The sequence below is a fragment of the Pseudomonas fungipugnans genome (assembly GCF_029955235.1).
Lineage (GTDB): Bacteria > Pseudomonadota > Gammaproteobacteria > Pseudomonadales > Pseudomonadaceae > Aquipseudomonas > Aquipseudomonas fungipugnans.
Map to the genome: position 1 here is coordinate 2250424 of NZ_JARBWL010000001.1, position 14958 is coordinate 2265381.

At 60.5% G+C, this 14958-nt stretch carries 12 protein-coding genes; all 12 read left to right on the plus strand.

Features of this window, described 5'->3' with window-relative positions; all coding sequences use genetic code 11:
• Positions 1-183 precede the first annotated feature (183 nt).
• The 12 genes from arcD to POF45_RS09170 all read left to right on the plus strand — a co-directional run bounded on the left by arcD (position 184) and on the right by POF45_RS09170 (position 14901).
• Positions 184-1611, plus strand: a complete 1428-nt coding sequence (gene arcD, locus POF45_RS09115) for an arginine-ornithine antiporter (RefSeq protein WP_259496024.1) — start codon at positions 184-186, stop codon at positions 1609-1611.
• A 33-nt stretch (positions 1612-1644) separates the two neighbouring features.
• Positions 1645-2901 (plus strand): arginine deiminase, encoded by a 1257-nt coding sequence (gene arcA, locus POF45_RS09120; protein WP_259496026.1) that lies wholly within the window; start codon positions 1645-1647, stop codon positions 2899-2901.
• 69 nt (positions 2902-2970) lie between these two features.
• A complete protein-coding gene (locus tag POF45_RS09125) occupies positions 2971-3981 on the plus strand; it encodes an ornithine carbamoyltransferase (protein ID WP_259496027.1) in 1011 nt (336 codons plus the stop codon).
• A 198-nt stretch (positions 3982-4179) separates the two neighbouring features.
• A complete protein-coding gene (gene arcC / locus POF45_RS09130) occupies positions 4180-5109 on the plus strand; it encodes a carbamate kinase (protein ID WP_282315554.1) in 930 nt (309 codons plus the stop codon).
• A gap of 61 nt (positions 5110-5170) precedes the next feature.
• Positions 5171-5530 (plus strand): DUF5064 family protein, encoded by a 360-nt coding sequence (locus POF45_RS09135; RefSeq protein ID WP_259496029.1) that lies wholly within the window; start codon positions 5171-5173, stop codon positions 5528-5530.
• Between the two features lie 218 nt (positions 5531-5748).
• On the plus strand, positions 5749-7257 hold the full coding sequence (locus POF45_RS09140; RefSeq protein WP_282315555.1) for a sigma-54-dependent transcriptional regulator: 1509 nt from the start codon (positions 5749-5751) through the stop codon (positions 7255-7257).
• Between the two features lie 460 nt (positions 7258-7717).
• A complete protein-coding gene (gene gcvH / locus POF45_RS09145; RefSeq protein WP_259496031.1) occupies positions 7718-8101 on the plus strand; it encodes a glycine cleavage system protein GcvH in 384 nt (127 codons plus the stop codon).
• Between the two features lie 13 nt (positions 8102-8114).
• Entirely contained in the window at positions 8115-10967 is a 2853-nt protein-coding gene (gcvP, locus tag POF45_RS09150; protein ID WP_282315556.1) for an aminomethyl-transferring glycine dehydrogenase, read from the plus strand.
• A 200-nt stretch (positions 10968-11167) separates the two neighbouring features.
• Positions 11168-12544 (plus strand): L-serine ammonia-lyase, encoded by a 1377-nt coding sequence (locus tag POF45_RS09155; protein ID WP_259496035.1) that lies wholly within the window; start codon positions 11168-11170, stop codon positions 12542-12544.
• Between the two features lie 42 nt (positions 12545-12586).
• Positions 12587-13711 (plus strand): glycine cleavage system aminomethyltransferase GcvT, encoded by a 1125-nt coding sequence (gene gcvT, locus POF45_RS09160; RefSeq protein ID WP_259496036.1) that lies wholly within the window; start codon positions 12587-12589, stop codon positions 13709-13711.
• Positions 13712-14104: 393 nt separating this feature from the next.
• A complete protein-coding gene (locus tag POF45_RS09165; protein WP_024689098.1) occupies positions 14105-14317 on the plus strand; it encodes a cold-shock protein in 213 nt (70 codons plus the stop codon).
• Between the two features lie 95 nt (positions 14318-14412).
• Positions 14413-14901, plus strand: coding sequence for an RDD family protein (locus POF45_RS09170; RefSeq protein WP_282315557.1), 489 nt, complete (start codon positions 14413-14415; stop codon positions 14899-14901).
• The last annotated feature ends 57 nt before the right edge of the window (positions 14902-14958 follow it).

The following is a 14958-nucleotide window of genomic DNA, read 5'->3' on the forward strand; positions in this document are numbered from 1 at the left end:
TTACCGTTTGTTCTGAACCGAAGCGTCTGGACCGGGCTTTTCACTCAGTACAGTTATGCCCGTAAATAGTTCATAAGTCTTTCATTAACAATGGAATGTGCCCATGCACTGATCTAGGTCAGCTGATTGAACTGCTAACAGATTTACTCTGTTGTCTCTCTTCTCCTGCACTGGAGTCATGCAATGTCTGAATCCCCCGGAAAACTGCGACTTGGCGCCCTGGTGGCACTGGTTGTTGGCTCAATGATTGGTGGCGGGATCTTCTCTTTGCCGCAGAACATGGCCGCCAGTGCCGACGTCGGTGCCGTGCTGATCGGTTGGGCGATTACCGCTGTCGGCATGTTGACCCTCGCTTTCGTCTTTCAAACCCTCGCCAATCGCAAGCCTGACCTGGACGGCGGTGTCTATGCCTACGCCAAGGCCGGTTTCGGCGACTACATGGGCTTCTCGTCCGCCTGGGGTTACTGGATCAGTGCCTGGCTGGGCAACGTCGGCTACTTCGTGTTGCTGTTCAGCACCCTCGGTTATTTCTTCCCGATTTTTGGCGAAGGCAACACGGTTGCCGCAGTGGTCGGTGCTTCCGTGCTGCTGTGGGCCGTGCACTTCCTGGTCCTGCGCGGCATCAAGGAAGCGGCGTTCATCAACCTGGTGACCACCGTCGCCAAGGTCGTGCCGCTGGTGCTGTTTGTGCTGATCGCGATTTTCGCCTTCAAACTGGACATCTTCACCGCTGACATCTGGGGCAGTAAAAACACCAGCCTGGGCAGCGTGATGAACCAGGTGCGCAACATGATGCTGGTCACCGTCTGGGTGTTCATCGGCATCGAAGGCGCGAGCATCTTCTCGGCCCGCGCGGAAAAACGCAGCGACGTGGGTAAAGCCACCGTCATCGGTTTCATCACCGTGCTGTTGTTCCTGGTGCTGGTGAATGTGTTGTCGCTGGGCATCATGACTCAGCCAGAACTGGCCAAGTTGCAGAACCCGTCAATGGCTGCCGTGCTGGAGCATGTGGTCGGTCACTGGGGCGCGGTGCTGATCAGTATCGGCCTGATCATATCCCTGCTCGGCGCGCTGCTGTCCTGGGTGCTGCTGTGTGCGGAGATCATGTTCGCCGCCGCCAAGGACCACACCATGCCGGCGTTTTTGCGCCGCGAAAATGCCAACCATGTGCCGGCCAACGCCCTGTGGCTGACCAACGCCATGGTTCAGCTGTTCCTGATCATCACCCTGTTTTCGGCCAGCACTTACCTGTCGCTGATCTACCTCGCCACCTCGATGATTCTGGTGCCGTACCTGTGGTCGGCGGCCTATGCGCTGCTGCTGGCGGTGCGCGGCGAGAGCTATGAAAACGCCCTGGCCGAACGCAAGAAAGACCTGGTCATCGGCGCCATTGCCGTGATCTACGCGGTCTGGCTGCTGTATGCCGGCGGCATCAAATACCTGCTGCTCTCCGCCCTGCTCTATGCCCCCGGCGCGATCCTGTTCGCCAAGGCCAAGATGGAAGTGGGCAAACCGGTTTTCACCAATGTCGAGAAGCTGATTTTCGCGGCCGTCGTCGTCGGCGCCCTGGTGGCTGCCTACGGGCTGTATGCGGGTTTCCTGACTCTGTAATTGCTGATTGTTTCAATCTGGAGGATCACTGTAATGACCACGGAAAAAGTGAAGTACGGCGTACATTCCGAAGCCGGCAAACTGCGCAAAGTCATGGTTTGCTCCCCAGGTCTGGCCCACCAGCGGCTGACCCCGAACAACTGCGACGAACTGCTGTTCGACGATGTGCTGTGGGTCGCCCAGGCCAAGCGTGACCACTTCGATTTCGTCACCAAGATGCGCGAACGCAACGTCGATGTACTGGAAATGCACAACCTGCTGACCGACATCGTCGCCATCCCCGAAGCGCTGGACTGGATTCTTGAGCGCAAGATCACCGCCAACACCGTTGGCCTCGGCCTGGTGAACGAAACGAGCTCGTGGCTGCGCAGCCTGGAGCCGCGCAAGATCGCCGAGTTCCTGATTGGCGGCGTGTCCGCCGATGACCTGCCGACCAGTTTCGGTGGCAAGACCATCGAGATGTTCCGCGACTTCCTCGGCCACTCCAGCTTCATTCTGCCGCCGCTGCCCAACACCCAGTTCACCCGCGACACCACTTGCTGGATCTACGGTGGCGTGACCCTGAACCCGATGCATTGGCCGGCGCGCCGTCAGGAAACCCTGCTGGCCAGCGCCATCTACAAATTCCACCCCGAGTTCACCAACGCCGACTTCCAGGTCTGGTACGGCGACCCGGATCAGGAACACGGCAACTCGACGCTCGAAGGCGGCGACGTCATGCCCATCGGCAACGGCGTGGTGTTGATCGGCATGGGCGAACGCTCGTCCCGCCAGGCCATCGGCCAGCTGGCGCTGAACCTGTTCAAGCACAAAGCCGTGGAGCGAGTGATCGTTGCCGGTCTGCCGAAATCCCGCGCCGCGATGCACCTGGACACCGTGTTCAGCTTCTGCGACCGCGACTTGGTGACCGTCTTCCCGGAAGTGGTGAGCCAGATCGTTGCGTTCACCCTGCGCCCTGACGAGAGCAAACCCGGCGGCATCGACATCCGCCGCGAAGAAACCAATTTCCTCGACACCGTGGCCCAAGCCCTGAACCTCAAGGCCCTGCGCGTGGTGGAAACCGGCGGCAACAGCTTCGCCGCCGAACGCGAGCAGTGGGACGACGGCAACAACGTGGTGGCCCTGGAACCGGGCGTGGTGATCGGCTACGACCGCAACACCTACACCAACACCCTGCTGCGCAAGGCCGGTGTGGAAGTCATCACCATCAGCGCCGGCGAACTCGGACGCGGCCGTGGCGGCGGCCACTGCATGACCTGCCCGATCATTCGCGACCCCATCGACTATTGATTCGTATGCCCTGCTTCGCGCCCATAACGCGTGAAGCAGGCGGATAACCGAAACCCAAGGAGATCCAAAATGGCTTTTAACATGCGTAACCGCAGCTTGCTGAGCTTGATGCACCACACCACTCGCGAGCTCAACTACCTGATCGACCTGTCCCGCGACCTCAAACGCGCCAAGTACACCGGCACCGAGCGTCCACACCTGCAAGGCAAGAACATTGCCCTGATCTTCGAAAAAACTTCGACCCGCACCCGTTGCGCCTTCGAAGTCGCGGCCCACGACCAGGGTGCTCACGTCACCTACATCGACCCGGTGTCGTCGCAGATCGGCCACAAGGAAAGCATGAAAGACACCGCCCGCGTCCTGGGCCGGATGTTCGATGCCATCGAGTACCGTGGCTTTGAACAGGAAATCGTCGAAGAACTGGCCAAGTTCGCCGGCGTGCCGGTGTTCAACGGTTTGACCGCTGAATTCCACCCGACGCAAATGATCGCCGACGTACTGACCATGCGTGAGCACAGCGACAAGCCGATGCATGACATCAGCTACGCCTACCTGGGCGACGCACGCTACAACATGGGCAACTCGCTGCTGATGATCGGCGCCAAACTGGGCATGGACGTGCGCATCGGCGCACCGAAAGCGCTGTGGCCACACGCCGACTTCATTGCCCAGTGCAAGGCCTTCGCCGAAGAAAGCGGCGCACGCATCACCATCACCGAAGACCCGAAAGAAGCGGTCAAGGGCGTGGACTTCATCCACACCGACATCTGGGTGTCGATGGGTGAGCCGGTGGAAGCGTGGGACGAGCGCATCGAGCAACTGCTGCCGTACCAGGTCAACACCAAGATGATGAAGGCCTCGGGCAACCCACGGGTGAAATTCATGCACTGCCTGCCGGCCTTCCACAACAGCGAAACCAAGGTCGGCAAGGACATCGCCGCCCGTTATCCGCACCTGGCCGGTGGCGTTGAAGTGACTGAAGAAGTCTTCGAATCACCCGCCAACATCGCCTTCGAGCAAGCGGAAAATCGCATGCACACCATCAAGGCCATCCTGGTGTCGGCATTGGCGGATATCTGATAGCTATCGCTATTTGCTCTCCTGTGGGAGCCGGGCTTGCCCGCGATGGCATCGCCTTGGTCTGTCAGATAGACCGAGGTGATGCCATCGCAGGCAAAGCCAGCTCCCACAGTGACCGGGTTTCAACAGGTAACCGAGTCGCCTGCATCGCGAGTAAGCCCGGCGCCTACAAAGGCCTCTCTTTAGAAGGACTGCACTATGCGTATCGTCGTTGCTCTGGGCGGTAACGCCCTGCTCCGCCGTGGTGAACCCATGACCGCGGACAATCAACGCACCAACATCCGCGTCGCCACCGAACAGATCGCCCGGATCCATCCCGGCAATCAACTGGTCATCGCCCACGGCAATGGCCCGCAAGTCGGCCTGCTGTCGCTGCAGGCGGCGGCCTACACCTCGGTCTCCCCTTACCCGCTGGACGTGCTCGGTGCCGAAACCGAAGGCATGATCGGCTATATCATCGAACAGGAACTGGGCAACCTGCTGGACTTCGAAGTGCCGTTCGCCACCCTGCTGACCCAGGTCGAAGTGGACGCCAACGACCCAGCCTTCAAGAACCCGAGCAAACCCATCGGCCCGGTCTACTCCAAAGCCGAAGCCGAAGCGCTGGCCGCCGAAAAAGGCTGGGCGATTGCCCCGGACGGCGACAAATTCCGTCGCGTGGTGGCCAGCCCCAGACCCAAACGCATCTTCGAGATTCGCCCGATCAAGTGGCTGCTGGACAAGGGCAGCATCGTGATCTGCGCCGGCGGTGGCGGCATCCCGACGATGTATGACGAGAACCACAAGCTCAAGGGCGTCGAAGCGGTGATTGACAAAGACCTGTGTTCGGCGCTGCTGGCCGAACAGCTTGAAAGTGATTTGCTGGTGATCGCCACCGACGTCAACGCCGCCTACATCGACTTCGGCAAACCGACCCAGAAAGCCATCGGCCAGGCCCACCCGGACGAAATGGAAAAACTCGGCTTTGCTGCCGGTTCCATGGGGCCGAAGGTCCAGGCTGCCTGCGAGTTCGCCCGCCACACTGGCAAAACCGCGGTGATCGGCTCACTCTCGGACATCGAGGCCATCGTCCAGGGCACCGCCGGAACCCGGATCAGCACGGCCAAACCGGGCATCACCTACTTATAAGAAACTCCAGGGGCAGGCCTGTGGTCTGCCCTTCTCCAATGCCTTCGAAGGAGAAACGCTTATGGCCATGTTCGAACCCGGTCACTTGCATATCGAGCGCCACGCGCTGAATAAAGACGATTACAGCTACAACCTGTGCATCGACTACGAAGTCACCAACGATCCCAGGGAAGGCAAAGGGATGTTGTTCAAGATGCACGGCAGCATCGAGGGCAAGGACCTGAAGGAAGAGTTCTTCCTGCCCAAGGACCAGGCCTTCGACTTTGCCCGCCATGCCATGCAGATCGCGCAGAAGCACGGCATGCCTGCTACCGCGAACATCGCCTCGATGCACAAGACCTACGACGAAATGTTCGAGGATGTGCGCAAGCAGTTGGATGTGAAATCCGGCGATCCGGTGAAGCCTGAGCATCTGGAGTAAACACATTCATCAGAGTGAACACTGAACCTGTGGGAGCGAGCCTGCTCGCGAAAGAGGAGTGTCAGGCACATTGATGCCTGCTGATACACCGCTATCGCGAGCAGGCTCGCTCCCACAGGGGATTTTCGCCATGCCGAGGATCTGCGCCAGATTTCACCTAACCCCCTCCTCCAAGGCATACTGGCCACCCTCCGCATTGCAGAATCAAAAACCGCCCCATGCGTATCCACGTCAGTTTCATCGACCGCGTCGGCATCACCCAGGAAGTCCTGGCCCTGCTCGGTGGGCGTAATCTCAATCTGGATGCGGTGGAAATGGTGCCGCCCAACGTCTACATCGACGCCCCGACCCTGAGCCCGCAAGTGCTCGAAGAATTGCGCGATGCGTTGTTCAGCGTGCATGGCGTGCAAGCGGTGACGGTGGTCGATATCCTGCCCGGCCAGCGCCGGCACTTGCAGCTCGATGCCTTGCTCGCCGCCATGACTGACCCGGTACTGGCGCTGGACAGCGCCGGCAAAGTGCTGTTGGCCAACCCGGCACTGATCGCCCTGTACGGCCGCGAACCGGCCGGTGAAAGCGTCGCCGAGCTGTTCGCCGATCCGGCGCTGCTTGAAGCGCTATTGGAAAACGGTTTTCGCCTGCCGCTGCGCGAAATCACCGTCAACGGCCAGACCCTGCTGCTGGACGCGACACCGATCACCGATGCCGGCGCTCTGCTGACGCTGTACCAGCCCAATCGCATCGGCGAACAACTCTCGGCGCTGCACCACGACCACGCCGAAGGCTTCGACGCCTTGCTCGGCGAGTCCCCGGCGATCCGCACGCTCAAGGCCCGTGCCCAGCGCGTGGCGACCCTGGATGCACCGTTGCTGATTCAAGGCGAAACCGGCACCGGCAAAGAACTGGTCGCCCGCGCCTGCCACGCCATCAGCGCTCGCCACAGTGCACCGTTTCTGGCGCTGAACTGTGCGGCATTGCCGGAGAACCTCGCCGAAAGCGAACTGTTCGGCTACGCCCCCGGTGCCTTTACCGGCGCGCAACGAGGCGGCAGACCGGGGCTGATGGAGCTGGCGAACCAGGGCACGGTGTTTCTCGACGAGATCGGCGAGATGTCACCGTACTTGCAGGCCAAGCTGCTGCGCTTCCTGAATGACGGCAGCTTCCGCCGGGTCGGTGGCGATCGTGAGGTGAAGGTCAACGTGCGCATTCTCAGCGCGACCCACCGCGACCTGGAAAAAATGGTCAGCGAAGGCACGTTTCGCGAAGACCTGTTCTATCGCCTCAACGTGCTCAACGTCGAAGTCCCGCCGCTGCGTGAACGCGGCCAGGACATTCTGCTGCTGGCCCGCTATTTCATGCAGCAGGCCTGTGCACAGATTCAGCGCCCGGTCTGCCGCCTGGCACCGGGCACTTACCCGGCGTTGCTGGGCAACCGCTGGCCAGGCAATGTGCGGCAATTGCAGAACGTGATTTTCCGCGCCGCGGCGATTTGCGAAAGCAGCCTGGTGGACATCGGCGACCTCGACATCGCCGGCACCTCGGTGGCGCGTCAGAGCGACACCGAGGTCGACAGTCTTGAACAGGCGGTGGAAGCGTTCGAGAAAACCCTGCTGGAAAAACTCTACGTCAGCTACCCATCGACCCGACAGCTGGCCAGCCGGCTGCAAACCTCGCACACGGCGATTGCGCATCGGTTGCGCAAGTACGGGATTCCGGGAAAGCCGTAGGCATTTGGGCTGGAACACAACTTCCCAAACACCATACCCCCCCTGTGGGAGCGAGCTTGCTCGCGATGAGGCCGTGTCAGCCAACATCAATGTTGACTGACCTACCGCAATCGCGAGCAAGCTCGCTCCCACAAGTTTTGTGTGGTGCCTTATAAATCGGGTTCAAAAGCGACCTGCGTCTGTACTGAAAGCGCTACAGCGGAACGATATCGATACACCCTTCTTTGATCACCGCTGTGCAAGGCTTTGATCCTCCTCGGCTTTTCTCTTCGTCACAGGCTGTATCGATTTCGCTACAGCGTTCAAATCTCCAGCGATCACTCGACCAACTAACTTATTGATTTATATCAATAAAATAACTTTGGCCGCGATCTTGCTTAGTAACCACTCATAAATCAGGGCCTTGGCCCAAGCATTCAATCGCGTCCACCAGACGAGTCTGGCCCCCTTAGGAGTTTCCATGAGCGAATTGCGTTTTACTGAAGATCACGAATGGCTGCGTACCGAAGCTGACGGCAGCGTCACAGTCGGCATCACCGCTTTTGCGCAGAACGCCTTGGGCGACGTGGTTTTCGTACAACTGCCTGAGCTGCAGTCCTACGACAAAGGCGCCGAAGCCGCCACCGTGGAATCGGTAAAAGCGGCCAGCGGCGTGTACATGCCACTGGACGGTGAAGTGCTGGAAGTGAACCCGGCGCTCGAAGACAGTCCGGAACTGGTCAACGAAGATCCGCTGGGTGAAGGCTGGTTCTTCCGCTTCCAGCCAAGCGATGCCTCGGCTGTTGCCAAGCTGCTGGATCAGGACGCCTACGACCGTCTGATCAAAGCCAACGCACAAGCCTGAGGAGCGCCTACCCATGTCTCAAATCAATCTCGGCACTGCCAACGAATTCATCGCACGCCACATCGGCCCGCGTGCAGGCGATGAGCAAGCCATGCTCAACAGCCTGGGCTTTGATTCTCTCGAAGCCCTGAGCGCCAGCGTCATCCCCGAGAGCATCAAGGGCACCAGCGTCCTGGGCATGGACGACGGCCTGAGCGAGGCCGATGCACTGGCCCTGATCAAGACCATCGCCGCCAGGAACCAACTGTTCAAGACCTACATCGGCCAGGGCTACTACGGCACTCACACGCCGTCGCCGATCCTGCGCAACCTGCTGGAAAACCCGGCCTGGTACACCGCTTACACCCCGTACCAGCCTGAAATTTCCCAGGGCCGTCTCGAAGCGCTGCTGAACTTCCAGACGCTGATCAGCGACCTGACCGGCCTGCCGATCGCCAACGCCTCGCTGCTGGACGAAGCGACCGCCGCTGCCGAAGCCATGACCTTCTGCAAACGCCTGAGCAAGAACAAGGGCAGCCATGCGTTCTTCGCCTCCAGCCATTGCCACCCGCAGACCCTCGACGTCCTGCGCACCCGTGCAGAACCGTTGGGCCTCGACGTTGTCGTCGGCGACGAACGCGAACTGACCGACGTCAGCCCGTTCTTCGGCGCCCTGCTGCAATACCCGGCCAGCAACGGTGACGTGTTCGACTACCGCGAACTGACCGAGCGCTTCCACGCCGCCAACGCATTGGTGGCCGTGGCCGCTGACCTGCTGGCCCTGACCGTGCTGACCCCGCCAGGCGAGTTCGGCGCCGACGTGGCCATTGGCAGCGCACAACGCTTTGGCGTACCGCTGGGTTTCGGCGGTCCACATGCTGCTTACTTCTCCACAAAGGACGCGTTCAAGCGCGACATGCCGGGCCGTCTGGTCGGTGTTTCCGTGGACCGTTTCGGCAAGCCGGCCCTGCGCCTGGCGATGCAGACCCGCGAGCAACATATCCGCCGCGAGAAAGCCACCAGCAACATTTGCACCGCGCAAGTGCTGCTGGCCAACATCGCCAGCATGTACGCCGTGTACCACGGCCCCAAAGGCCTGACGCAGATCGCCCAGCGCATTCATCACCTGACCGCCATTCTGGCCAAAGGCTTGAGCGCATTGGGCCTGAGCGTCGAGCAAGAACATTTCTTCGACACTCTGACCCTCAAGACCGGCGCCAACACCGCCAAACTGCACGACAAGGCGCGTGCCCGGCAGATCAACCTGCGCGTGGTCGATGCCGAGCGCCTGGGCCTGTCCCTGGACGAAACCACCAGCCAGGCCGACGTCGAAACCCTGTGGAGCCTGCTCGCCGACGGCAAGGCGCTGCCGGACTTCGGCGCCCTCGCCGCTTCGGTGGTCAGCACGGTTCCGGCCGCTCTGGTTCGCCAGTCGCCGATCCTCAGCCACCCGGTGTTCAACCGTTATCACTCGGAAACCGAGCTGATGCGCTACCTGCGCAAGCTCGCCGACAAGGACCTGGCACTGGATCGCACCATGATCCCGCTGGGTTCGTGCACCATGAAACTCAACGCCGCCAGCGAGATGATCCCGGTGACCTGGGCTGAGTTCGGCGCCCTGCACCCGTTCGCCCCGGCCGAGCAAAGCGCCGGTTATCAGCAACTGACCTTTGAGCTGGAAGCGATGCTCTGCGCCGCGACCGGCTATGACTCGATCTCGCTGCAACCGAACGCCGGTTCGCAAGGCGAATACGCCGGTCTGCTGGCCATTCGTGCCTACCACCAGAGCCGTGGCGAAGACCGCCGCGACATCTGCCTGATCCCCTCGTCCGCCCACGGCACCAACCCCGCTACCGCCAACATGGCCGGCATGCGTGTGGTCGTCACTGCGTGTGATGCCCGTGGCAACGTCGACATCGAAGACTTGCGCGCCAAGGCCATCGAGCACCGCGAACACCTCGCCGCGCTGATGATCACTTACCCGTCGACCCACGGCGTGTTCGAAGAAGGCATCCGCGAAATCTGCGGCATCATTCATGACAACGGTGGCCAGGTGTACATCGACGGCGCCAACATGAACGCGATGGTCGGCCTCTGCGCGCCGGGCAAGTTCGGCGGCGACGTTTCGCACCTGAACCTGCACAAGACCTTCTGCATTCCTCATGGCGGTGGCGGTCCTGGCGTCGGCCCGATTGGCGTCAAGTCGCACCTGACTCCGTTCCTGCCGGGCCACGCCCAGATGGAGCGCAAGCAAGGCGCGGTCTGCGCGGCACCGTTCGGCAGCGCGAGCATCTTGCCGATCACCTGGATGTACATCCGGATGATGGGCGGCGCAGGCCTCAAGCGTGCATCGCAGCTGGCGATCCTCAATGCCAACTACATTTCCCGTCGCCTGGAAGAGCACTACCCCGTGCTGTACACCGGCAGCAATGGTCTGGTGGCACACGAGTGCATTCTGGATCTGCGTCCGTTGAAAGACAGCAGCGGCATCAGCGTCGATGACGTGGCCAAGCGCCTGATCGACTTCGGCTTCCACGCCCCGACCATGTCGTTCCCGGTGGCTGGCACGCTGATGATCGAGCCGACCGAAAGCGAATCCAAAGAAGAACTGGACCGCTTCTGCGACGCCATGATCCGCATCCGCGAAGAAATCCGCGCAGTGGAAAACGGCACCCTGGACAAGGACGACAACCCGCTGAAAAACGCACCGCACACCGCTGCGGAAATCGTTGGCGAGTGGACGCATCCGTACAGCCGTGAGCAAGCGGTATACCCGGTTGCGTCGCTGATCGAAGGCAAATACTGGCCACCGGTCGGCCGCGTCGACAACGTGTTCGGCGACCGCAACCTGGTGTGCGCCTGCCCGTCGATCGAAAGCTACGCTTAAAGCTGTGTGGGGGCGGTCCAACCGCCCCTTTCAAGAACACCGCATACCCGTGTGGGAGCTGGCTTGCCTGCGATGGCGGTAGGTCAGTCACATCTTTGTTGCCTGACCCACCGCCATCGCAGGCAAGCCAACTCCCACAGGATCGCAGCACACTTCAAGATCTGTGCCGATCCCCATAACAAGAAACCGGAGAACCACTCATGTCGTTAAGCGTGTTCGACCTGTTCAAGATTGGCATTGGCCCCTCCAGTTCCCACACCGTCGGCCCGATGCGCGCCGCTGCCCGTTTTGTCGAAGGCCTGCGCCGTGAAAACCTGCTGGGCGTCACCACCTGCGTCAAGGTCGAGCTGTACGGCTCGCTCGGCGCCACCGGCAAAGGCCATGGCAGCGACAAGGCCGTGTTGCTGGGCCTGGAAGGTGAACACCCGGACACCGTGAACACTGAAACCGTCGCGGCCCGGCTACAGGAAATTCGCGGCAACGGTCGTTTGAACCTGCTCGGCGAACACAGCATTGCGTTCAACGAGAAAGAACACCTGGCGATGATTCGCAAGCCATTGCCCTATCACCCCAACGGCATGATCTTCCGTGCGTTCGACGCTGCGGGCCTGCAAATCCGCAGCCGCGAGTACTACTCGGTGGGCGGCGGTTTTGTCGTTGATGAAGACGCGGCCGGTGCCGACCGCATCGTCGAAGACGCCACACCGCTGACCTTCCCGTTCAAAAGTGCCAAGGACCTGCTCGGGCATTGCGCGACTTATGGCTTGTCGATCAGCCAGGTAATGCTGACCAACGAAAGCGCCTGGCGCCCGGAAGCGGAAACCCGCGCCGGTCTGCTGCACATCTGGCAAGTGATGCAAGACTGCGTGGCTGCCGGTTGCCGCAACGAAGGCATTTTGCCGGGTGGCTTGAAGGTCAAGCGCCGGGCAGCGGCGCTGCATCGGCAACTGTGCAACAACCCGGAATCGGCGCTGCGTGATCCGCTGTCGGTGCTGGACTGGGTCAACCTTTATGCACTGGCGGTCAACGAAGAAAACGCCAACGGCGGGCGTGTCGTCACGGCGCCCACCAATGGTGCGGCGGGGATCGTCCCGGCGGTGTTGCATTACTACATGCGCTTCATTCCGGGCGCCAACGAAGACGGCGTGGTGCGCTTCCTGCTCACCGCCGCCGCGATCGGCATTCTGTATAAGGAAAACGCCTCGATCTCCGGCGCCGAAGTTGGCTGTCAGGGCGAGGTCGGCGTGGCCTGCTCCATGGCGGCCGGTGCTTTGTGCGAAGTGTTGGGCGGCAGCGTTTCGCAGGTGGAAAACGCCGCCGAGATCGGCATGGAACACAACCTCGGCCTGACCTGCGACCCGATTGGCGGTCTGGTGCAAGTGCCCTGCATCGAACGCAACGCCATGGGCTCGGTGAAAGCCATCAATGCGGTGCGCATCGCCCTGCGTGGCGACGGGCAGCACTTCGTCTCCCTCGACAAGGTGATCCGCACCATGCGCCAGACCGGCGCCGACATGAAAAGCAAATACAAGGAAACCGCCCGTGGCGGTTTGGCGGTCAACATTATCGAGTGCTGATGCGCGCGCATCGGCATCTGCACACTTTTTCAGGAGCTGAATATGTCCACCGAACAATTGCTGAAAACCCCGCTGCACGCACTGCACATCGAACTCGGCGCGCGCATGGTGCCGTTCGCCGGCTACGACATGCCGGTGCAATACCCGCTGGGCGTAATGAAAGAACACCAGCACACCCGTGATCAGGCCGGGCTGTTCGACGTGTCGCACATGGGCCAGATTCGCCTGACCGGCGCCAACGCCGCCAAGGCGCTGGAAGCCCTGGTGCCGGTGGACATCATTGACCTGCCGGTGGGCATGCAGCGCTACGCGATGTTCACCCATGAAAACGGCGGCATCCTCGACGACCTGATGGTCGCCAACCTGGGCAACGACGAGCTGTTCCTGGTGGTTAACGCCGCCTGCAAGGATCAGGACCTGGCGCACCTGCGCAAGCACATTGGCGAACAGTGCAGCATCGAGCCGCTGTTCGAAGAGCGTGCATTGCTGGCCCTGCAAGGCCCTGCCGCCGTAACAGTGCTGGCGCGCCTGGCGCCTGAAGTGTCGAAGATGACCTTCATGCAGTTTGCCCGCGTTAAATTGCTGGGCGTGGACTGCTTTGTCAGCCGTTCGGGCTACACCGGTGAAGACGGTTTCGAAATCTCCGTGCCGGCCGCCAACGCCCAAGCCCTGGCTCGCGCCCTGCTGGCCGAACCGGAGGTGGCGGCCATCGGCCTTGGCGCGCGTGACTCGCTGCGCCTGGAAGCCGGTCTGTGCCTCTACGGCCACGACATGAACACCGAGACCACGCCGATTGAAGCGAGCCTGCTGTGGGCGATCTCCAAGCCACGCCGTGCCGATGGTGCGCGGGCTGGCGGCTTCCCCGGCGCTGAAACCGTGTTCGCGCAGCAGCAAAACGGTGTCAGCCGCAAGCGTGTTGGCCTGCTGCCGCAAGAGCGCACGCCAGTACGTGAAGGCGCAGAAATCGTCAACGAGGCCGGCGAGATCATCGGCACCGTTTGCAGCGGTGGCTTTGGCCCGACCCTGGGAGGCCCGCTGGCCATGGGTTACCTGAACAGCGCGTACATCGCACTGGACACACCGGTATGGGCGATCGTTCGTGGGAAAAAGGTGCCTTTGCTTGTAAGCAAAATGCCATTTGTTCCACAACGCTACTATCGCGGTTGATTGACTGTTTCTATAAGTAACGCGGTTGCATCAACAGTGCACTAATCTGTCACGCAACCGCCATAAAACAGTGCACGCTTTCGCTTATGAACTTGGCTTATAACGTTCGAAAACAATTGAACACCGTTATCGAATAAGCCCGCACTAGTGAACATACTAAGCGCCACCAAGCCGAGCAAAACCGGGCCCCTCACGGGGGGTTGTTTTTTCTCCCGTAGTTGGCGTAGAGTTTGTTCACTGTGTTTGCATGGGTCGCTTGGAATCGTGACCTGGGCAGTAGCCTACAAGTTAGCTACATCCCGTTCGACGTCTTCTTACTCTCCTGCAACCAGCCCCAGTACTCTTTCATGAGAAGGAGGCTGTCATTAATTTTTTGCGTCAAAGGAATAAGAAATGTCCACACGTCAGAGCGGTACCGTCAAGTGGTTTAACGACGAGAAAGGTTTTGGTTTTATCACTCCAGAAAGCGGTCCGGATCTGTTTGTGCATTTCCGCGCTATTCAGGGCAACGGCTTCAAGAGCCTGAAAGAAGGCCAGAAAGTGACTTTCATCGCCGTGCAAGGCCAGAAAGGCATGCAGGCTGACGAAGTACAAGCAGAAGCCTAACCTTCTGTAACGAAAAAGCCCCTGATATTGATATCAGGGGCTTTTTTGTGCGCGCAAATCCGTAAAATGGCTTCTTTTTTCGCATCGAGGCAGTCATGTCGAAACACCTGCTTACCCCTCAGGGCGACTTTCCCGCCGCGACCCTGGGTCGTCGTCTGGCAGCGATGTTCTATGACTTCCTGTTGTGCACCGCCCTGCTGATCGTCACCAGTGGCCTCTACAAGATGATTCAGATGGCGATCATCGGCGAAGAGAAGATGCGCAGCCTGACCGAAGCCGGTGCACTGGATGGTGATCCATTGCTGTCGACGGTGTTGCTGTTTGTGCTGTTCGGATTCTTCGCCAAGTTCTGGACCTGGTCAGGCCAGACGCTGGGCATGCAGGTGTGGTGCATCCGCGTGCAGAACGCCGACGGCTCGGCGATCAGCCTGTGGCAGGCGTTGCTGCGGTTTGTGGTGTCGATTGCGTCGTGGCTGTGTGGCGGGCTGGGGTTCTTCTGGTCGCTGTTCGATAAACAAAAACGCAGCTGGCATGACATGTATTCGAATACGCAGCTGGTGCGGATTCCGAAGAAGACCAAGTAAATCAGCAGTACGAAAACCACTGTGGGAGCGAGCAGGCTCGCTCCCACAGTGATTGCT